Source organism: Acidithrix sp. C25 (genome assembly GCF_904848545.2).
On the sequence record NZ_CAJHCI020000001.1, the window covers coordinates 248,950 to 270,209 of the forward strand.

The 21,260-nt window shown below is 47.6% G+C and carries 15 protein-coding genes; 10 read left to right on the forward strand and 5 right to left on the reverse strand.

Translation table 11 applies throughout. The annotated features are described in order from the left end of the window. Positions 1-14 precede the first annotated feature (14 nt). From ACIDITHRIX25_RS87620 to ACIDITHRIX25_RS87645, 6 genes are all read left to right on the forward strand, one after another. Positions 15-1,217 carry an alkaline phosphatase family protein gene (locus ACIDITHRIX25_RS87620; RefSeq protein WP_235347494.1) on the forward strand — a complete coding sequence of 401 codons (1,203 nt, stop codon included), beginning with the start codon at positions 15-17 and terminating at the stop codon, positions 1,215-1,217. Positions 1,218-1,332: 115 nt separating this feature from the next. Then, positions 1,333-1,839: a bacterial proteasome activator family protein gene (locus tag ACIDITHRIX25_RS87625; RefSeq protein ID WP_201732280.1), complete on the forward strand. Its 507-nt coding sequence runs from the start codon at positions 1,333-1,335 to the stop codon at positions 1,837-1,839. Positions 1,840-2,268: 429 nt separating this feature from the next. Further along, positions 2,269-2,742 (forward strand): ribose 5-phosphate isomerase B, encoded by a 474-nt coding sequence (gene rpiB / locus ACIDITHRIX25_RS87630; protein WP_052603960.1) that lies wholly within the window; start codon positions 2,269-2,271, stop codon positions 2,740-2,742. 8 nt (positions 2,743-2,750) lie between these two features. Next, positions 2,751-3,839: an alpha/beta hydrolase family protein gene (locus ACIDITHRIX25_RS87635; protein WP_201732281.1), complete on the forward strand. Its 1,089-nt coding sequence runs from the start codon at positions 2,751-2,753 to the stop codon at positions 3,837-3,839. Positions 3,840-4,286: 447 nt separating this feature from the next. Further along, complete coding sequence (locus tag ACIDITHRIX25_RS87640) at positions 4,287-5,501, forward strand: amidase (RefSeq protein WP_201732282.1); 1,215 nt, start codon at positions 4,287-4,289, stop codon at positions 5,499-5,501. Positions 5,502-5,899: 398 nt separating this feature from the next. Further along, a complete protein-coding gene (locus ACIDITHRIX25_RS87645; protein ID WP_201732283.1) occupies positions 5,900-7,156 on the forward strand; it encodes a cytochrome P450 in 1,257 nt (418 codons plus the stop codon). 507 nt (positions 7,157-7,663) lie between these two features. Here the strand turns inward: ACIDITHRIX25_RS87645 and ACIDITHRIX25_RS87650 are convergent. Together ACIDITHRIX25_RS87650 and ACIDITHRIX25_RS87655 are read right to left on the reverse strand one after the other, a co-directional pair. Continuing rightward, complete coding sequence (locus ACIDITHRIX25_RS87650) at positions 7,664-9,157, reverse strand: MutS-related protein (RefSeq protein WP_213333387.1); 1,494 nt, start codon at positions 9,155-9,157, stop codon at positions 7,664-7,666. Continuing rightward, complete coding sequence (locus tag ACIDITHRIX25_RS87655; protein ID WP_201732285.1) at positions 9,154-10,752, reverse strand: MutS-related protein; 1,599 nt, start codon at positions 10,750-10,752, stop codon at positions 9,154-9,156. Before ACIDITHRIX25_RS87655 ends, ACIDITHRIX25_RS87650 begins: the two co-directional genes overlap by 4 nt. 1,059 nt (positions 10,753-11,811) lie before the next feature. Here ACIDITHRIX25_RS87655 and eno point away from each other — a divergent pair. Then, positions 11,812-13,074, forward strand: a complete 1,263-nt coding sequence (eno, locus tag ACIDITHRIX25_RS87660) for a phosphopyruvate hydratase (RefSeq protein ID WP_201732286.1) — start codon at positions 11,812-11,814, stop codon at positions 13,072-13,074. Between the two features lie 857 nt (positions 13,075-13,931). After that, on the forward strand, positions 13,932-14,561 hold the full coding sequence (merB, locus tag ACIDITHRIX25_RS87665) for an organomercurial lyase (protein ID WP_052603970.1): 630 nt from the start codon (positions 13,932-13,934) through the stop codon (positions 14,559-14,561). Positions 14,562-14,881: 320 nt separating this feature from the next. On the opposite strand, the gene ACIDITHRIX25_RS87670 is transcribed toward merB, so the two are convergent. Together ACIDITHRIX25_RS87670 and ACIDITHRIX25_RS87675 are read right to left on the reverse strand one after the other, a co-directional pair. Further along, entirely contained in the window at positions 14,882-16,309 is a 1,428-nt protein-coding gene (locus ACIDITHRIX25_RS87670; RefSeq protein ID WP_052603971.1) for a DHA2 family efflux MFS transporter permease subunit, read from the reverse strand. A 157-nt stretch (positions 16,310-16,466) separates the two neighbouring features. Continuing rightward, entirely contained in the window at positions 16,467-17,072 is a 606-nt protein-coding gene (locus ACIDITHRIX25_RS87675) for a TetR/AcrR family transcriptional regulator (protein ID WP_201732935.1), read from the reverse strand. 198 nt (positions 17,073-17,270) lie between these two features. Between ACIDITHRIX25_RS87675 and ACIDITHRIX25_RS87680 the strand changes: the two genes are divergently transcribed. After that, positions 17,271-17,849, forward strand: a complete 579-nt coding sequence (locus ACIDITHRIX25_RS87680) for a beta-class carbonic anhydrase (protein WP_201732287.1) — start codon at positions 17,271-17,273, stop codon at positions 17,847-17,849. 1,122 nt (positions 17,850-18,971) lie between these two features. Next, entirely contained in the window at positions 18,972-20,579 is a 1,608-nt protein-coding gene (locus tag ACIDITHRIX25_RS87685) for a hypothetical protein (protein ID WP_201732288.1), read from the forward strand. Positions 20,580-20,684: 105 nt separating this feature from the next. On the opposite strand, the gene ACIDITHRIX25_RS87690 is transcribed toward ACIDITHRIX25_RS87685, so the two are convergent. Beyond that, positions 20,685-21,161, reverse strand: coding sequence for an arsenate reductase ArsC (locus tag ACIDITHRIX25_RS87690; RefSeq protein ID WP_052603976.1), 477 nt, complete (start codon positions 21,159-21,161; stop codon positions 20,685-20,687). Between the last annotated feature and the right edge of the window lie 99 nt (positions 21,162-21,260).

Genomic DNA, 21,260 nt, shown 5'->3' on the forward strand with positions numbered 1-21,260 from the left:
GTGGTCAGGTGAAAATGGTTCAGGAGACGATGTCGACTCCAATTCCAACGTACTCGGGCGCGTGTATATCTAACGTCGTAGGCGCTATAGCCATCTCGTTGGCTAAAAACCGTGACGGTGATAGGTGGCCAAGTCCGGATCGTATATATTCAAAATTGGACTCTAGTGCCTCCGAGATGGACCTAGATGCGAGCGACTGGTTCCCAAAGGCGATTCAATCGGCAAATCAGACTGTTCTGTTTGTGGTGGATGGTTTGGGGAGCCATCAATTAGAACGATATGCCAAGGATCTGCCGAATTTCTCGAGACTCCTGGGAACGACAATCTCTTCTGTGGCACCAACTACTACCGCTACGGCACTCACATCGATTGCTTCTGGCCTTTCACCAATCCAACATGGGATCGTTGGATATCGCATGCGACTGGAACCTGGTATAATCTTGAATTCTCTTACCTGGACTGGTAGAAATGCTCCAGAAGGGTTTTCACCGGATCCACGGACTGTGGTAACCAATGAGCCATTTTTTGGTCTGGATGCGTCGATCGTCTCCAAGTCGGCCTACGCCAACACTGGATTTACCCGAGCATATTTAGGCGACTCCAAATCCATTGGGTTTAGGTTTCCATCAACTATGATTGCGGAGGTTGGTGGCTTGCTCGCAGAAGGTGCTCCATTTGTCTATTGTTACTACGAGGGCCTTGATTCCGTAGCTCACGAATATGGCTTTGGTGGATACTACGAGGCTGAACTCCGGGTCGTCGACTATTTTTTAGGCCTTTTGATCGACCTCTTGCCAAGTGGAGCGTCGTTAGTTCTAACCGCTGACCATGGTCAAGTGGAGGTCGTAGGGCCGCCCATTGTCTTGGACTCTGGAATTGATAAATATGTGACTCAAATGAGTGGCGAAGGGCGTTTTCGATGGCTGCATTTGCAGCCAGGCTCGCTACAGAGGTGCCAGGAGAAGGCAAGTGAACTCTATGGGGATTTGGCTTGGGTGCTCACCAAGCAAGAGGTAATAGAGTCAGGCCTCTTTGGTCACTTTGATTCATCGCGGGCCTCCGTATTGGGGCGACTTGGCGACTTGGCCCTTGTTTCAAGGGAGCCAGTGGCATTTTATGATCCAACAGATGCGGGTCCAATGGAACTTATCTGTCGTCATGGTTCGCTCACCAAGGAGGAGATGGATGTTCCTCTCATTGGGCTTTTAGCTACTTGACTTGAGCTTAGAGATCGGTGATCGCTTGCAAAGTTAGCCTCTTGTTGAGATTGCTTTTTGCGAGTCGAGATATCAGCGTGGTGTTTTTTTCAAATTTCGCCTAAATTGTGTGGTAATGACTGAAGAACAAATTGAGCATCCAAACCAGATTCTATTCTTGCCAGAGTCCAGCGATCCGTTGACCGCTACGCAAGAGGGCGAGAATGACCTAGAGGGTGAGACTGAAACCGTTTCGTCGCCATCTAAAGTTCTAAGAATCGGAACTATGATAAAGACCCTTTTGGAAGAGGTTCGTCAATCTAGTCTCGACGATTCTGCTCGAGCACGTCTAAAAGATATCTATACGACTTCAATCGTGGAACTCAAAAGTGGCCTTTCCCCTGATTTGGCCTCAGAATTGGACCGACTTTCACTTCCATTCGTTGAAGTAGATGCACCATCTGACTCTGAGTTGCGGTTAGCCCAAGCTCAACTCGTAGGGTGGCTTGAGGGACTTTTCCATGGAATTCAAGCGATGTTGTTCGCTCAACAAGCTCAAGCGAGATCCCAATTAGAAGAAATGCGAAGGCGTGGACTGCCTGCTGGTACTGAGGATGCTCATCGACCAGGTACTTATCTTTAGTCAAATCGGCCTATAGACATTGCTCGGGCGTTCTTTCTATTGGTTGAGCCGCCCATGGAAGCAATGCTATCTTTGGAAAACTTTGACTAAGGCTATTAGGATAAATGGCCTTTAATCCAAGCGATTCGAGAGCTTTGTAGTTTTTGATTCTCCTAGGCATCCACAAAGGCGATTTTAGGGATCAGTTGAGCTAAATGGCTAAGGATTGACTAAGGAAAACAAAGAGCCGATTTTGATTTTATAGCGGAGAGTTTTTATAGTGATGATTTGATTCGGGGTAAAGGGTGTGCCGTTTCTGCTCGAGCCTGAATTGGTGATTTTCTGTGGTAAATAATTTCGCCTGTCAAGTCGTGATCTCGTTAGATTTTTACCAAATTAGGCTATTCAAATAGGTTTGAGCCGAAACAAGTTGATGTAGAGGGTGACGTCGTGAAGATAGCTATTGGAAGCGACCATGCGGGCTTTTTGCTCAAGAAGGATTTGATAGATCACCTCGTGGGCCTGGATTACAAGGTTGAGGATTTGGGTACTCATTCGATTGATCCGATCGATTATCCAGAGATTTGTGCCAGCGTGGCTAGGCGAGTTCGTGGCGGCGAGGTCGACTTTGGCATAGTCCTTGGTGGAAGTGGCCAAGGCGAGCAGATAGCCGCAAATAAGATTCATGGTGTTCGTGCAGCTCTGTGCCCGGATGAATTTACAGCTCGGTTGGCAAGAGCCCATAACAACGCCAATGTCATCTCTATGGGCGCTCGGGTAGTGGCCCCCGCCTATGCGGTTGCTATTTTGGACGTCTTCCTGACTACCCCATTTGAAGGTGGACGTCATCAAAGTAGAATCGATCAAGTCGCCGAATTGGAGCACGAAGAGGCTTTATTTGAGGCAGTTGCACACGGGAAGTAAGATAGCAATTGTCTTCAAATAGTCAAGGAAATAAAAGCTCCTATCGTCTTGGAAGACGCGCCAGACTGATTAGGTCGCTTATGATCTTTTTGATTTTGGTCGGCGGCGGAATCTATGGCATCACTAAGTTTGCATCTAACACATCTACATATACAAAGGTAACAGTACTGCCCACTATCGGGCCCGCTTCGGTATTTATACCGCCGGGATCAGCTAGGGGTAGAACGGCATACACCTATGCAAGTTATCAAGTAGCTGTCGCTGAAACTGGCACGAAGTTGTGTGTGCCGAACGGTACATCACCTACTGGCGCTGCTCTTACAACTTGTGGTCTTCGAACGCTTCAACTCGGAGTCTATTACCCGGCGCTATCATCGGGCTCTAATATCGTTCCATATCGCGGGAGCGACCCACTGCCCCTTGTCGTCTTCGCGCCGGGGTACGATCAGTACTATGGTGCCTATGCTCCCTTGATCGAGGCTCTAGTGACCTCGGGTTTCGTGGTAGTGGGAGTGAACTTTCCACTGAATGACCCCAGTTCTCCTGGCGGTCCAGATGAAGCAGACATTTTAAATGAACCTGGGGATATGACAGCGGTCATTAATTGGGCGCTACAGTCGAATCAGACTCAAACTTCGCCACTGTATCAACTGATAAATCCCAATAAGATCGTGGTGGCAGGTCAATCCGATGGTGGTAACGTTGCTTTGGCAACTGCATACAACACATGTTGCCGTGATTCACGAATAAAGGCCGCGATAATCTATTCCGGTGCAGAGCTGCCGACATTCCCAGGAACCTACTTCCCTTCGGGCTTGTCGATTCCACTTTTGGTAGTGCAAGGTACCGCAGATACCATAAACTTGCCCAGTGCGTCCGATCAGATCTTTGCAGGAGCGCCCTCGCCAAAGTACTATCTTCACCTAATTGGAGCAGATCATTTGGCGCCATATACAACTCCAGGGCAATTTCTATCTATAACTGCATCGGTTTCAGCCTCTTTTATCAATGGATATGTGAATGGATTATCTGGCGAAATCAACAAGATGGCTATTACTGGTAACGTTCCCGGAGTTGCAACCTTCCAATCAGGCTGATCGATTTTTTATAATTTGGCATTCATAAAATCTTCTTGGTCAAATTTAAATTTTGTTGGCCTTGGAGTCGCAGATAGTTTTTCGTCGGGCTTTGCTTGATCTGCGTTCGCACCCTGTTCGATTTTATCAAATTTGAAATTAGAGATCGGATTAAGCGTTGCATAATGTGTAGCGCTGCCAGTGCGATTACTAGAAACAGTGTGATTACTAGAAACAGTGTGATTACTAGAAACAGGGTGATTTCTGGTGGCAATGAGGGTTGTTGCAACATTTGGATTTTTGCTTGTGAATCACCGACCCACAAGCAAAAAAGCCAAATGTTTGGCAGGTCTATGGCAAAGTGACATGGAAGAGCAGGCTATTTTGGCGGGCCGAGTTTTCCTAATGAGGCTTGTAGGGATCGATTCTGTGTAAGGATTGGCTAGGTGGGCGTTGGGAGTTTGTAGAGTGGGCACAGCGACAGATAATTATAACTGGAGGATTGGGGACTATCGAGGGCAGGACTTCGGCGGAATAACTATCGCCATAAAGGACCTTATTGATCTCCAAGGGGTTGTGACTACCGCAGGATCGCGCCTTGTAGCCTCTAGGGCGCGCAAAGCGACCAAGGACGCAAATTGCTTGGTCCGTGTTCGAGATGAGCGTCTGACCATCGTTGGCAAGACAAATTTAACCGAACTCGCCTTTGGTACGACGGGAATCAATCATTGGTGGGGAACACCGCCCAATCCTATCGATCCATCGTTGATTCCAGGAGGATCATCTAGTGGATCTGTTGTCGCGGTAACTGGCGGCTTTGCTAATATTGCTCTTGGTAGCGATAGCGGCGGTAGTATTCGCATCCCAAGTGCTGCCTGTGGCGCATATGGGCTCAAGACCACCTGGTCGAGAGTGTCCAATGAGGGTGTGTGGCCTCTGGCGCCTTCCTTGGATTCCATTGGGCCGATCGCCAACGATATGGACGGCCTTGCCTATGGGTTTGGCCTATTGTCCAAAATCACAGACCTTGCCGTTTCTGATCGGCCCCTAAGGGTAGGGTTGATTTCAAATTCTCAAGATGAGTCCTTCAATAGTCTCTTTCGAAGCCTCGTTCGAGAAGTCGGATGGGAGTTGGGCGAGGTGAAAGAACTCGATCTTCGGTTGGCACATGAAGCGGCTTCTGTCATCTTGGTCTCCGAAGCCGCCCGTTCGAACTCAAAACTGTTCAACGAACTTCATCGGGTTGACCCAGTGGTTCGGTCACGACTTCTCGGAGCGGATGAGATCGCCGACTCTGAGTACGTTCGGGCTCTTCGCTATAGGCATAGCTTTGCCCATCTTCTTGATACGGAGTTCGAAAGATATGATCTTTTGATAAATGCAACTATACCGTTTGATATTCCAAAGCTTTCCAATGCTTATTCGAAGGTTCTCAACACAAATACAATTCCCTTTAATTTCTCGGGGAATCCAGCATTGGCAATTCCTTTGTCGGTTGACTTTTCCTCTGAGGTGACCGGATCCAAAGTAAGTATTCAGGGCGGTCAGATAGATATGCCAGTTCCGGTTTCACTTCAGGTAATTGCTCCCATGGGTAGCGAGGAGTTGTTGCTCTTTGCAGGAAGAGAGATTGAGTGTAAGGGTCTTTCTTATCTAAGAAGTAGCACTCGCGCTATCAAATGAAACAGCATCAGAGAGATTCTCAATATTTGCCTTGAATCATTTCAACCGATTCTCGATTTCCGACTTGGAAATTGATTGCCATTTGTTTTTGTAGCTGCTACGAAGTGTTTCAAGTGGACCATGGCTTTTAAATTGGCATCTCAGTAGTTGTCAATCGCTGGGGTTGAAGGTGTATCTTGGATAGTTGTAAATTCTCGTTTAGAGTCAAACAATTGTGATAGCATCACCTAATGGCGATATAATCGAAAGCAATACTGAGCCGTCTCGGATCTAAGATATGCAGGATATCTCCCAAGGTTTCTTAGACAATAATGGGGTTAGCAATTGCTTTTGGTCTATCTCTAATTTCATCTGTCGGTACTTGTTGTACTTTGTCAATGGTGTAGGAGAAACTAGAAGTGAAACCCAAGGTTGTCTTTTCGATCGATGAGATAAATCTATCAGATCTTGACTTTTGGAGAGAACCTCTCGAGGTGCGTGAGGCTGCCTTTGAAACTCTACGTAGAGAACGTCCCGTCGCCTTTATGGAGGAGATGGATTACGGGTTTTTGCCAGCAGGGCCTGGTTATTATGCAGTCTCAACCTATCGTGATGTGGTTGAGGCATCTAGAAGGCCAGATATATTTTCTTCAGCTAAGGGTGCTACGAGTATCCCTGATCTTCCAACCCCGTTTCTCGAGTATTTCGGTGGAATGATCAATGTTGATGATCCACGTCATGCCAGGCTGAGACGAATTGTTTTGAGAGCCTTTACGCCTAGGAGACTTGATGCTATCGAGGCTCAAATAGCAACTGTCGCCTCTCAACTAGCAGATAAAGCGATAGAACTTGGCACCTTTGACCTGGTTGCTGAGGTCGCCTCTCAACTTCCCTTGACGATTATCTGCGAGATGATGGGGATTCCACTCTCGAAGCGTCAGGAGGTTTTGGAGAAATCGAACGTGATTTTGGGGGTCGGCGATCCTGAATTCGTACCTGAGGGCGAAGATATTGGCATGACGCTGCTCACTGCAGGCTTTGAACTCTCCGAATTGATGAAGAACCTTGCACAAGAGAGGATCGATGACCCAATGGACGATATTACCTCTGCTCTGGTCAATGCAGAGGTCGATGGCGAGGCCCTGACACCAGATGAACTCGCATCATTTTTTATTCTTTTAGTAGTGGCCGGGAATGAGACGACGCGAAATGCAATTACCTGGGGAGTGGAGCTGCTCTCTCAATATCCACGTCAAAAAGAGCTTTGGATGAGCGATTTTGATCGCTTTACCCCAAGTGCAATCGAAGAGATCGTGCGATTTGCTTCTCCAGTTATCTTCATGCGTCGCACCCTCACGCAGCCCTATGAGCTCTCTGGCGTCACCTTGGCAAAGGATGACAAAGTTATTTTGATGTATGGTTCTGCCAACAAGGACCATGAAGAGTTTGAGGATCCCTATGACTTTAGGGTTGACCGGATGAATAACAAGCATGTTGGATTCGGTGGATATGGCCCCCACTATTGTTTGGGAGCTCATCTAGCTCGTCGAGAGATAACCTTGATCTTCAGGGAGATCTTTGGAAGAATTCCTAATCTTCATCCTGTATCTCCTCCCTCTAGATTGACGTCATCTTTTATCAATGGAATTAAGCACCTAGAAGTTTCGGTCGTATGATTTCTCGTTGTTGAGCTAGTGGTGATATAGGGCATTGCTAGCTCAATGACGGGATGATAACTCAAATTAGATAGCTCAACCGCGATAGCTCAGATTAGGTAGCTCCTATATGCGTGATCGCACTGCGGTGATAATCGTGATTTATGTCTGGGACTGTACTGAATTGTACGGTGCTGGGCTTTGGTCAAGACCTAATTATGCAGTGGTGGAGGCCATATATGATATCTAGCGCTGACCGCCAATATCTCCCTAGCGATCGATCTGAAAACTAGCGATCGATCTGAAAAAGAGATCTAAGCCGATAGATTTTGTTCTCCATTTCAAGTTTAGCTTGGTCAGACTAATTTAGATGGTGTTTCAACCAAACGCGCAGCTGCAAGCAAACGCGCAGGCCAAACTAACAGCCCAACCTGGTCTAGCACTACTATGGGATCTATAGGCTCCTTCCTTCCTTCCTTCCTTCCTTCCTTATCTTTCTGAGCTGGCCCAATGCAATAAAACAGGATGTTACCAACCACCAATGCGGTTGTATACGTCCTCGCCGTAGCTTGTAGAAAGTGGTTCGCCCGGTGTTAGCTTAAAGTTTCGCCCCGCCGTACCTTGCCGTCCTGCTTGAAGAAATAAGGCTGAACTCGCATCGCTTTGGTAAAACCTCAAAGCCAATTCACTTAGGTGGGTAACGACGATCGTTCGCACGTCGGAATCGATCAACGCCCTAATTACTTGATAGGCAATTTCGGATCCCTCTCGCTCATTCGTAGCTGAAAACGACTCATTGAGGAGAACTATGCACTTTGGCGTGATTGCGTCGACCACTTCGCTCATTCGGGCCAATTCCTCGTCTAGTTTTCCACTTGTCATGGACGAGTCTTCTTCTCTAACGAAATGTGTAAAGAGGCCTTCGCAAACGCTTGCAGTAAATGACTTGGCTGGAACAAACATTCCAGAGCGCATCATTACCAAAGCAACTCCAACGCTACGCAAGAAAGTCGATTTACCACCGGAATTCGCTCCAGTGATAACAACTAGGGAGTTGTCGTCGGCGTTAGCATCATTACCGATGACAGACGTTTGGCTGCGCAATGAAAGACAGACATCGTAGAGCCCTATGAAATTTAGGAGTGGCGGACTCCAAGGTTTGGCGACGGCATTACATGTTGGTTCATTCTTAGCCGATAATATCTCCTTCAAGTTGAGGGCGGCCACGAAGAAGGCTAGCTCAGTACGGAGCATGGCAAAGAAATTGGTAAGGTGGTCAGCCGCTTGCGTCAAGGAGTTTGCGGCTGAGTTCATACCCTTGCTCATGATAACATTCAGTGCATTCATACCAGCTTCATCGTGCGAGTTGATGTCAAAAGAGTAGGATTTTCTACCTCCAACTCCGAGGCGCTCCTTCAGGGATTGTTTGGTATTGCGCGAATCACGCAATACGTAATCCATGCCTGTGTTCCCAAAGGTTAGTTTCGCACTGATTAGGGTACCATCTCGAAATTTTAGTTGGTTGAGGTTATCGTCAACTACAGAAAAATAGTCGTCACTGAGCTCTTCTTTTAGTACTCTAAAGAGGGTAGTCCAGCCTTCAGAGCTAAAGGTTTCTCCGTGCTCGTCGACAATTTTGCGTAGCTGTTTTAGGTAACCCATAAACATGCCAATTACTTGAGGGGACTGCGCCATCATTCCAGTTGGACTGTCCTGGCGCGTAAACCAGAACATCTTGTGCTTGTCAAAAAGAGCTTTAACTGCAATTTCATAGATTTGACGTACAATCTCAGAATGAGACGAGCAGTCATCTAAGACCGACTGGCGATAGGCAATCTCTGTGGGATTAGTCAATCCATTCAAAAGCGCGACTCGTGAAACTTTGAGTAAGAACTCATCACCTCCAGCCATAGCTCCCAAAAGGGTGTCAAGGTCGAGGTCGTGTACGAGGTAGTGCTCATTAGGGGGTAGCGGTTGGAGAAGATTGAAATCCTTATCGCGGAACATCAAATGTGCCTTCATGACTTGAGTCGCCCCCTAATGTCATCGTAGGTTAGTTGGTACTTCTGTGCAATTGCTAAGGCGTATGCAAGGCCATCTGCTGGCTGTCGAACTATTTTGAAAGTGCGATCGGCAGGATTCGTGGGATTGACAGTGCTTGTCATACTTACGACCCAAGGGCCTATTCGACTCAATTCGTCGATAAAGGTAACCACTACGCACAGCGCATCGAGGTTTTGGATCTTATCAATTACTTTCAGACCTAAACCAAGAGCATCCAAAGCAGTGGTTGAAGCGAAGATCTCGTTCATAATAATGATGCTGTTTGAGGTAGCTTGATTCAAAACGGCACGAATCCGAATTAGGTCTTCCTCTAATTTTCCACTTTGGTAGGTAGGGTCCTCCTCTTTACCAAAGTGAGTATATAGCTGATCATAGAGGTATAGTTGGGCTTGTTGGCCGGGAACCAGACATCCGATGCTGGCTAAGTAGTGGATCTGCCCAAAAGTCCTAGCAAAAGTGGTCTTTCCTCCTTGATTTGGACCTGAGACTACAATAATTCTCTCAATACCCTCGAGATGTAAATCATTGCGCACAACCACCATTCTCTGAAGTTCCAATTTATGAGCCAGGGCGAGGTCGAAGGTCTCAACCGCTGAAATCTCTTTCGAAGTTTCTAGGATCTCCGGGATGCAAAATGAAAGGCCTTGTGCTTTTAGTGGTGCAATAAAGTCGAGATAGGAGAGATAGAACTGAATCTCACGTTCAAAAAGAGTGACCGTTCGATTTAGAAAATCGCTCTCTTGTTCGCAGAATGACTCAATGGATGAGAAAAGATCACTAAAGAGAAGCGCCACGCGGTCGACGATCATCGCCTCCACGTGATTCATATTGGGCCAGTCTGAAATAGATCGGCGGTAGTCTTTGACGGTACTTTGCTGAAATCTCTCGAAGGTCTTTATGATCTCAGCGCCGTAATCTTCTTCACCCTCGTACTTGACAACTCGAACATGAAGTCCTTTGAGATTGATGCAATAGCGAACTTGGGAGAGTTGATCTTTCAGCAAACTCGTAGCGCTAGCGAGCTGCTCAAAAGGACTCGATGAAGCATAAGCGTTTAGAGATTCTCGAAAACCCATCAAAGCGGCAGAGTTGATCTCGGTCTCCTTTAGCACCCTAACAAGACTCGCTACAGCGTTGCAGTAGCGATGGGCAGCATCTAAGTGAAGGGCGCGACGATGCTGCACGAAGGACGACTTGGCGGACCAAGCTAGCCTTTGGCGGACCTCGAGCATCTGACTTTCGAACGTTCTGATACTGCTGGTAAGAGCCTGGTTCTCAAGGTCGCGCCACACCTCGTACCGAAAACGAATTTCATCTGCGTCATGAAGGTGATCATAAAAAAAGGGTAGAAGTTGATAGTCGTTTCGGTCCTTATTTATTGACGAAAAGACCTGATCAAGTAAGAGGTCATGAAAACAGTTCGGCTCAGATTCACCACCGTCAGCCATAGCCTCTTTGGGCTTCGAATAAAGGATGCTGCAGGTTTGTCTTGCCATGGCAGATGAGGGATCTATGTTATCAACTGGAGCATCCAGTCGGCCGAAGGTCGTCATTTCCCGCACCTACAGATTTTTGGATCCACCTTAGAAGGCGCTACGGTAGCTCCAAAACACGAATCGAGGCCATCGATTAGAAGAGATGTAGTTTCTAAAATTTCCCGTCGCGAACGCGAGTAACTCTTGGTTCTAATCTCAGCTTTCATTGTCTTCTCCTTAAAGCCGTCAATTGACAGGTAGAAGCCATTAGCCATGAAAGCAGTTCGGACTACGGTCCGCCGGAGCATCATCCGACATCTATAATGATAGCCGATCCCCCTCGAATCTGCAATGATGCCAAGATAGGGGTAGGTCCCAAATCAACCGACGGGCATAGGGTCGCCTTGGCCGAAACGAATATATTTGCCAATGCGATTCAATTTCACCTTCGATAAAGCCGGATACTTGCCGCTAGCTTACTACCTGGTAGCAGCAACATTCTTATATAAATCTTTATGAACTATGGTGACAAGTTGTTCAAGTCGTCAAATGACACGACAGATAAAATTCATTCAGGTGATCAGTAAGATGAAGTTCATTCGAGCCATTTGGACAATTGGCAAACTTGCAATCGCAAGGGTCATAAACAGCTTGTCTGGCCCCCCCAATAAATTTTATGTGAGAGTAGCTTTTATGTGAGAGTAGCTTTTATGTGAGAGCAGCTTTATGTGAGAGCAAGAGGTCTGCTCCCATCCGTTCGACCCAGTGGATACGACCTAACACGCCTCGCGATGGTACCTTGTATTTTTTATCCTTGAAGCGCGGATCGTCTCACCTGTTTTTAGTATCGATTGCCAAAGAGATACGCCAGAATCGTTTTTATGGAAAAACCAACCTGTTCAAAGAGTCATTTACATCTCCTGCATCTCGATGGGAAGGCTTGATTGCATGCATCGGTTTAAAGTCTATAAATCACGCCGAATTATGGAAAATAGATCGATATGTAGTTCAGAGATTGCTGAATCCGAAAGGCAATTCGACAAAGCTATACCATTTGCTCGAGATAGTTAACACCCACAAATTGGAGAGACTCGCCAAAACATGTTAGCTTGACACAAAAGCCTAAAGGAGATCCAGATGGTAAAAACGGTATCCAAAGTCTCAGCAGTCCAAATACTTGATTCTCGTAGCCGACCAACTTTGGCGACAACTGTCACCTTGAGCGATGGAACCTCAGCACGTGCAGGAGTTCCTTCGGGGGCTTCGACTGGTTCGCGCGAGGCTGTCGAAGCCCGCGATAGAGATTTAAGTCGATTCAATGGAGGCGGTGTACTTGATGCCGTAGCACATGTGAACGGCGAGATCAACGCTGCATTGGCAGCTAGAGCGTTCGCCAACCTCGCCGAAGTTGACCAAGCGCTGATTGACCTGGATGCAACAACGAATAAGTCACGATTGGGAGCCAACGCGATTGTCGGAGTCTCCATCGCTGCCGCCCGGGCATTCGCTAACTCCGAAGGGCTGGCACTTTGGGAATATCTACAACCGGCCGGAGTCAACGCAAGACTTCCAGTGCCGCACTTCAATGTCGTAAATGGAGGCGTGCATGCACCCAACAACCTCGACTTTCAGGAATTCATGATAGCGCCGATTGGCGCACCATCAATCGCCGAGGCGGTTAGAGCAGGATCAGAGATATATACCAAACTTAAGCAATTGCTTGCTAGCAAGGGGTTCGCAACAGGCCTAGGCGACGAAGGCGGCTTTGCCCCGCAGATCGACCGCCCAGAAGACGTTCTTGCGCTTTTAGTCCAGGCTATCAACGAAGCAGGGTACCGACCCGGTCGCGATGGAGTAGCTATCGCTCTCGATCCGGCATCCAGTGAATTTTACCGTGATGGATTCTATAAAATTGCCGGCGAGTCGCTCTCGAGTACCGAGATGATCGATCGGTACGAGGAGATTATTTCGACCTATCCGGTATGGCTTCTAGAGGATGGACTTGCCGAATCCGATTGGAGCGGATGGGAACAACTTACAGCTCGACTAGGCGATCGCGTCGAGCTCGTCGGTGACGACCTCTTGTGTACGAACCCTGCGATCATCAAAGAGGCTATTGCCCGCCATGCTTGCAACGCTAGCCTGATCAAGGTAAATCAAATCGGTACCGTAAGCGAGACGCTTGAGGCTATGCGTATCTGCCGCGACGCTGGGTGGGCGCAGTTTGTCTCACATCGCTCAGGAGAAACCGAGGATACTTTCATCGCTGATTTGGCCGTCGCGACTGGTTGCGGTCATCTAAAGAGTGGGGCACCTGCTCGTGGTGAACGAGTGGCTAAATACAACCGTTTGATTGAGATAGAGACTGTAAGCACTCTGGGGTACGGATTGACTACCTAGGAGAGAGAAACAGTCATCTCGTTACAAATGAGATTGATTGATTTGCCTTGCCTAACTGCCTTGCCTAACTGCCCGGAGCATTGCTAGGAAAGCAATTTTGCAATGGGCAGAACATTTTGCTTATGGTCACTTACAATGACCTTCGACCACTGGGATCTCTAGCTAATATCAAGATAGCTAATAGCGCCTAGCTGTGCTAGCTCAGCTTGAGAGGGCTCTGCTGTTAGGAAATATCGGTATTGCCTTTGCTCAAAGCTTCTAATTGACCTTGACCTTGACCTTGACCTTGTAATTGTAATTGCTATTGGTCTTGTAATTGCAATTGCAATTGCAATTGGTCTTGACCGTGCCATTGTCGCTGCCAATGCCACGGAGTGTATGAATCCGAAAAGTCAAGGAAGCCGGTCACGGATAAAGACGACAGGCTTTATTGGCTTTACCAAGTTGCTCATAGTCTAAGTAGGTCATTTGCGCGACATGACAAGGGTGACAGGTGGGATCTCCCTATTCCATGAGGTAAGATTTCGCCCAAGAGCTATATCTTCGCTGACTGCTAGGGCCTTATTTACCTTGGCGCCAATGTGGAGGGTTGAGATTTGCCTATTTATTTGCAGCTAGGTGAGCGGCGGTTGAGCTGTTGTTGAAGTTGAGTCGAATTTGTATCGATCTCTCACATGGGTTTTGTTCTTGATATTCTGCATTGCTTAAACCAAGTACGACCAAGATGATTGGTGGTCTAGCTTAGGAACTATGCGAGCGCCTATTGCCATTGCAAGGTGAACCTGGGTTGAGGCTAGGTTTGTTATGAGAAGAAATGGTTCGACAGATAACTCAAAGGCAAGAATTAAGGGTGGCAAATGATGGAAGATTCAACCGCGGTAGCAGCGGTTCTAGACACAATGGTGTCGGGTGATGAGACTACGACTTCAGTACGTAGAGTCGTCTTTTTCTCTCTTTTAGATGGGGTTTCGCTCAGCTTCTCAGAGATCGCAACCAAGACGGGGTTGGCGATAGAAGTTGTAAGATCGGTCGTTGAACAAGCGATCCTGGGTGGCGTTGCTACGATTGACGGGCCTCTTGAGGGTGATCCCAAGGTCGTGGGCGCAGAGGGACTTACCTTGGTTGAAAGTCGTCACAATCTACTCATTGATGGTGTGGATCTTTACACTTGGTGTGCGTTTGATATCGTAGGAATTCCAGCAGCTCTGGGTGTCGACGCTACGGGTGAGACTACGTGTGCGACTTGCTCTGCTGTAATTTCAATCGTAATCACAGGTGGTGAGCCTCTAGAATCTGATGTTGTGGGATGGTGGCCACTGGGTAGCACTGGACCGGTAAATGAATCGTTCTGTCCTACCGCTTCAATGTTTTGTGATCCCTCCCATCTTGATAGTTGGAGGCGCAATTCAGGTGCCAATGGAGAGATGCTATCTCTGGTCGACCTAGCTGCGCGAGGCCGTATTACCTGGGCCAAGTTTGCAAGCTAGGGCGCAATACGATAGAAACGGTTCGCAGGGGATTCCTTCCAATTGCTTGATTAGCCTCTCCGAGTTGGTCCTTGGGCGATGGCCATTTTGGTAAGTTTAGAGGCTTTTTGGCCGTTAACTTGCAGTTCTCAATGGCCATCAATTGAGCAAAACTGGAAACCTGCAAAGCTAACTCATGGTGCAACCGCAACCGCGTCCATTGCACAATTTATATGCAATGGATGCAGGCAATTTCATTTGAAATTAGGGCGAGTTAGTTGGAAAAGAAGGCCGATCCGTCTTTGTAGCTCGAAGCGTCGTATTTAAGTTTAAGTTTCGAACTATTTGATTTGCAAAGCGAGCATGCTGGAAAGTTCGACATTGTCGTTGGTTGCTTTCTTTTTTCGGCCTACTGAAGTTGGAATGAAAAGTGAAGCAATAGATCCAACAAGTACAACTATGGCCCCGACGATTATCGCGGATTGGAGTCCATTGACAAAGCCTATAGCAGAGCCATATCCGCCAGAGGTGGAGAATATTGCGCCAAGTGATGCGATTCCAATGACTCCTCCAACTTCGCGAACGGTGTTATTGACACCCGATGCAACACCTTCAAGTTCCCTTGGTACTCCAGCTAGGGTAGCTGAGGCGGTGGGTACAAAGAACATTGCCATCCCGATCCCAGAGATTACAAAGGCCATGACGATCGAACCATATGAAGTTGTTATTGATACCTGAGACGCTATCCATGCGAGACCTCCAGATTGAAGAGCTAGTCCAATCGCTACGATGCGTCCAGCGCCAAATCGATCAACGATACGACCCATGAATGGTACGACTAAAAGCGGCATGGCAGTCCAGGGGAGAATTCTGACCCCCGATGCAAGTGGTGAGAGACCTCGGACGATTTGAAAGTACTGAGCGAGAAAAAAGACCGATCCGAACATTCCAAAGCTCATCAAAGTTGAGGCGACATTGATAGCGCTAAAGCCACGATCTCGAAAGATCGAAAGCGGGACCATCGGTGACTTAGATTTAAGCTCCACCGTAATGAAGGCGGCTAGCCCGATAGCGCCAAAGGCGAAAGACCCAAGAACTAGGCTCGAGATCCAGCCATGACTAGAACCATTCACAAGAGCGTTAGTAACGCCAAATAGGCCAATTGTCGCGGTTATCAGCCCGAGCGGATCGAGTTTCGCATCTTTTTCGGAGGTTGATTTCAGGCTTATTGCAGCTATCGCGAGAAGTATCATTCCGACTGGAACGTTGAGCCAAAAGATCCATTGCCAAGATGCACCTTCAACTACCGCACCACCAAGGAGTGGCCCTAGTGCAATGGCTAAACCTCCAATTGCACCCCAAATTGAAAGAGCGAAGTTACGACGCTCATGGGGGACACCGCTGGCGAGGATTGTGAGGCTAAGTGGAACCATGAGTGCGCCGCCGATACCCTGAATGGCTCGAGCGGTTATTAGTTGAGTTGAGGTGGTGGATAGCCCCGCATAACCCGAAGTGATAGTAAAGATAGCGATCCCTAAAAGGAAGATTTTCTTGGTTCCAAATCGTTTACCAAGACCGGCGCCAGTTAGTAGGAGGCTTGAAAAGGAGAGAGTGTATGCATTTACCATCCATTCGAGTGAGGAGAGATTTGCATGAAGATGGACCTTAATCACAGGCAATGCGGTGGTGACAACGAGGTTATCCAGGCCAGCCATGAATTGCGCAAGGCCCGTAGCGATGATAATCAGTGCCAGCTTTGAACGTTTCATCGCGGTATCCACCTAGTTATTTAGTTAGTAAGTGAGTAGTTACTAACTTATCATATACCGAACTACGCTAGATGTGTTCCTGGCGCCGGTTAGTTTTAGATTTAATTTTTTCCTTGGCCAACTGTGTTATGAACACTTGGCCACTAAGGCGTCTTGGCTAAGGTAATGAGATTATCTCGTTGGCAGTAATCCACTCGGGTTCTTCTTCGAACATTTGCATTCCAGCTAAGACTGTTAGGAGCATACCTTTGGAGAAGATGTCGACCATTTGAACGTTGCTTGCTCCAGTGCTCGCTTTGATAAAGTCCCAGAGGTCGCAATAGCGACTTCGAACTAAAGGTCCAATCTCGGGCTCGCTCCCAAGGGCATAAGCTTGGAGCTGAGATCCGAGAAGGTCTTTATCTAATAGGTACTTAAGGTAGGTAGCACCGATTGCCTCTAGGGCCTCTTGTCCGCCTTGATTTATAATCGCCTTGGCGAATTCATTTTTGACTAGATCAAACGAATAGTGGATGCATCCCTGGAAGAGGCTCAGCTTGGTTGGAAAGAGTCGAAAGAGATAGGCTTGAGAGATCCCAGAGTTCGCGGCTATTTGTAAGGTCGAACTTCCTGAAAAGCCATTTTTAGCAAATTCTGCTAAAGCGGCGCGAATGATTACTTGTCGTCGTTCCGCGACGCTTATGCGCTTTGAGGGGGCGGATTCTTGCGCATGGGACTTTTTCGCAAGGGAACCTTGCGCTGTGGTTTTGTCGCTATTTTTTATTGCGTTTTTTTCCTAAGTTCCTCTTGCACGCTACACCTTGTCTAAAGCTCTTCCTACCCTACGATACATGCAAAGGGGGTTAAATCGGCTCTAGCAACCCTAACGGCAAATGTCGCAAAACATGATCGGTTAAGTCATAATTCAATTTAGAATGCCTCTAAATAGTTATTTGAGTACACGTAAAGGGGTAGTGAAGCTATGTCGGTTTTGAAAGAGGTACTTGATGCAAATTTGCAATATGTGAGCGAATTTGGAGACAAAGCGCAGTTGGCGATGCCACCAGCTCGTCGCTTTGCGATCTTGACCTGCATGGATGCTCGCCTTGATCCTGCTAAGTACGCTGGTCTGAGCGAAGGTGATGCTCACGTCATAAGAAATGCAGGCGGACGTGCCAGCGACGATGCAATTCGCTCGCTTGTAATCTCTTATAAGTTGCTTGGAACTCAGGAGTGGTTTGTGATTCACCATTCAAATTGCGGTATGGAGTTCTTCAACAATGAATTGATGGGCGATCTTTTGGAATCCAGTTTGACGACAGCAGCTTTGAGTGACAAGGGGTTTGTAGACGTCGGTGAGGGTTCTGGTTCGAGCGAGGGTAAGTACATTAACTGGCTTACAATCGCAGATCAGGCGGCATCGGTGATTGAAGACGTTACGCGGATTAAAGCTCACACCTTGGTACCCAGTTCGATTCCTGTCTATGGCTTTATCTACGATGTTGCCACCGGAGCGCTTCTAGAAGTAACCGAAGCTACCAAGATAGGTGTGGCTTCCTAACGGGAATCTAGGTCCAGTACGGCATTTCAAGCCGCTGCAACATTCCCGCCCAGCACAACACGTCAAACAAATGGAGGGTAGTGCAGCTATTTATTGGCTGATAGCAACTGCGCTGGCGATGCGAGTGGGCTGGCGATGCGAGTGGGCTGGCGATGCGAGTACGTGCCTTTCGCTAACTGCCACGGTATGGGCCACTGGTTACTTGACGAGGTGCAGCTCTTTTTTATTTATTGCCAGAGGATTCTTGCAAAGTAGTGTTTACAAGGTAGCATTTTAAGGGTGGGTTATATCGGATAAGAGCTGGCGCGCGGTAGTTGTAGCTCGTTAGATTTTTGGGATACCAAAAGTGATAAGTTACGAGAGCATTCCTGATAGGTCTAGTTCCTAAAATGCAGAGAATAAGGATTTAGACTCAGCTCCTAAGGCCAGGGGTTTGCAGATAAATGGGCCAATCAGACTAGTTCTGATTGGCCCATTTTCCGTTGATGGTTTTAGGCTGTCATATTTCCGATTGCGCTGGCTACTTTAGCTGAATTTTATTTGGTTGTAGGACGTCTTGTGGTTCTGTCGTCTTGTGGTTCTGTGGATTGGTGGGCGAGGCTTATCAACGGCCATTAGAAAATGCATAAATATTGCTGTTTGGAATGAATGGATATGGCCACATGTATGCATTTTGCGTGGCTGCTACCTTGCAGTTCTCGATGGCCATTGACATTGATTGGTTTAAAAGCTCCCCTAAGAAAGGGTTGATTGATCCATGTCTATGCTATGGGAACCATAACCAAATGGTGAGTGGGGCAATTCAACCTGACGTATTGGGGCCATAGTAATCTCGCGTTTTCAGCTTTTCGGAATCTACCAAAATGTCACACGGCGTCACATCTCTGACGGCCTTTTGTCCCTAGATAATTGATCAATGCTTCTAGGGAAAGCCCTTATTTCAACAGATGACGCTCCGGGCATTATCAATAGCTCGAAACAATCTATCTTCGGGTAACAGGTAAAAAATAGGAGGAGCGGCCCAGTGGGCGGCTCCTCCGCTTTTAGAAGGTGGCTAAATGCCTGCTTGCATAATAGCATAAGATTGTCCTTCCGTGCGATCAAATGAGTCCAATTAAGTGAGTGTACGATGATGCGACCAAGACCTTGGGCCGGCTTTTAGATTTTTTTGGTCACAACACCCCGTGGCCCCGTCGTCTATGGGGTATTGGCGTCGTCCTTGGATTGCGTGAGATAATCGAATATAACAAAGTCGCAAGGGAAGGGAATCTTTCTAATGATGGCCTAAAATATGCCATCGCTTCTATGATGAAGGAGATCGTTTTCGATAGGGTTATTCTCTCGTTCGTCAACGAAGTTAACAAAATTCTGGAGAACGTCCCCGCCAATGAAAAAACATCGATTTATTTATCCGAGCACGACGAAGCAAAATTAGAGCAACTGACTCAGCGCCTAGACGAACGATATTTCGACTGGTGGATTGAGTCTGCTGAAAAAGGCATGCTGCCGCCCGTTGAACGTACGGCAAGATCAATAGCGGCTTACCTTCTCGATAATGGTTTCAGTCCGGATCTATTGTATCGATGGCTTGACGGCTACATGCGGAACAACGAGGAGCCGAATCTCACGGAACTATTTATTCAGGCGAAAGACATGGTCAGCAAATCTCTCTCTAGGCCATACGAAGTTGTAGTACCGTGCGTCGCGCCCATCCAAATAAATAAGCTACCATCAGCTGTTAGTTGGATGAATCCCAGTGAGACAGCGGCGTTTATATCGGATCTAAGTCTCCAAGGGCCAAAGCCTCGCCAAAATGGTTCACTTGTACTTCGTGTGGTAGCACGTGACAACTGGGCAGCCATAGAAGCAGCCAACGATCTCGTGGTCCGCGTGGTAGCACGGATGCAGGTCGGTTTTCCAAAACGAGTATCGCTTGCTCCGGTGGGGAAAGCCTATATCAAAGGCACCTCAAAGGAATTCGAACTTCGTTCTCGTCGGCGGCAATTGGACATTCACGCCCTCGATCGGCAAAATGCCGTATTCAACGTTGATAGTGCCGACTTCCAACAGTTGGACGACGCCCTTGAGCTAGCTTCATACATGAAAACTGGCAGTATTGGAGCGGCTATTACAGGAGGGTGGGCAGCAATAGAAGGACCTCTTGTTTACCCGAAGGAGCCCAACCGAGTAGCTGCGGATCGGTTAGCTGCTATCGTCTCTTGTTCGGTGGGTCGCGCGGAACTGACCTCGATCGCGTTCGCACACTCAAACTATGGCAATGATCGGCTGGCTGATGAACTACGGAATTTGGACACCGAGGCCCCGAACTACGAACGCGTCAGATTGGTAGAAGGTCATATTCGAAAGTCAGGCACTATGACTCTCTCCGACCCAAGCAATCAAGCTGCCTTGGATCGGGTTGTAAAAATGATAAATTCTCCAGCAACCGAGATATCGCACATCAGACAATATGTCCAAGATACATTTCGTCGCCTCTACAATCAGCGCAATTTGGTCATGCATGGAGGCTCTTTCCGTTCCGTAGCACTTCCTGCTACGTTGAGGACAGCACCTCCACTCGTAGGTGCTGGTCTTGACCGTATTGTTCACGCCCAGTTGCGTCATGACCAGACTCTCTCTCCACTGTCATTGGCTGCACGAGCCGATAACGAACTTGCCCTTCTCGGTGAATCTGGATCCTCCTGGATTGTTGACTTGCTTGGACGCTAGCAGCTAGAACCTTTTTACAAGAATCTTTGGAACTACGACCCTTGTTTCTCGTTCCTTTCCAAATTGCCGGGCCGTGTCTACTGGACCTTCGATTTCATCATGCGTTTAATCGTCGATCCCGATGCGCTTTAGCCGTTCTATGAAGTTAGGATCTGAAAGTGAGTAATCTTTCGATAACAGTTCTATGAAACTTTCGATGCGCTGATTCATAAGCTCATATGCCGCCTCAAATGCCTCGTCGATCTCTTCCTCGGTGCCTTGAACGATAGAGGGGTCGTCAACTCCCCAATGGGCACGAAGTGCATTACCGAGATAGGCAGGACAACTTTCACCTGCCGCAGAGGAGCAAAGGGTAATTACTATTTGGGGAACCACCGGTAGATCATTCCATGATTTTGAATGAAGTCCTTTTACCGGTATTGCTTTTTTGATTAGAAGCTCGATTGCTCGTTGATTGACCGCTTTGTTGGGGTTACTTCCAGCACTGGACGCATGCCAGCCATTGCTAGCTTTGGAATTGAATATGGCTTCGCTGATGATCGATCTACAGGTGTTGCCGGTGCATATGAATAGTATCTCCACTTATGAGTCCTTTGGTCGGTACGAATATCAAGATGTCAAGTAGGTAAAATTGCTGCTGGTGATTATGACATGCTAGACACTTTGTTATGCAAATCGTAT

Excerpts from the sequence above, each read along its gene's own strand:
- ACIDITHRIX25_RS87620 (WP_235347494.1), top strand. The coding sequence starts at position 15 with ATGGTTCAGGAGACGATGTCGACTCCAATTCCAACGTACTCGGGCGCG.
- ACIDITHRIX25_RS87625 (WP_201732280.1), top strand. The coding sequence starts at position 1,333 with ATGACTGAAGAACAAATTGAGCATCCAAACCAGATTCTATTCTTGCCA.
- ACIDITHRIX25_RS87650 (WP_213333387.1), bottom strand. The coding sequence starts at position 9,157 with ATGAAGGCACATTTGATGTTCCGCGATAAGGATTTCAATCTTCTCCAA.
- ACIDITHRIX25_RS87655 (WP_201732285.1), bottom strand. The coding sequence starts at position 10,752 with ATGACGACCTTCGGCCGACTGGATGCTCCAGTTGATAACATAGATCCC.
- eno (WP_201732286.1), top strand. The coding sequence starts at position 11,812 with ATGGTAAAAACGGTATCCAAAGTCTCAGCAGTCCAAATACTTGATTCT.
- merB (WP_052603970.1), top strand. The coding sequence starts at position 13,932 with ATGATGGAAGATTCAACCGCGGTAGCAGCGGTTCTAGACACAATGGTG.
- ACIDITHRIX25_RS87670 (WP_052603971.1), bottom strand. The coding sequence starts at position 16,309 with ATGAAACGTTCAAAGCTGGCACTGATTATCATCGCTACGGGCCTTGCG.
- ACIDITHRIX25_RS87680 (WP_201732287.1), top strand. The coding sequence starts at position 17,271 with ATGTCGGTTTTGAAAGAGGTACTTGATGCAAATTTGCAATATGTGAGC.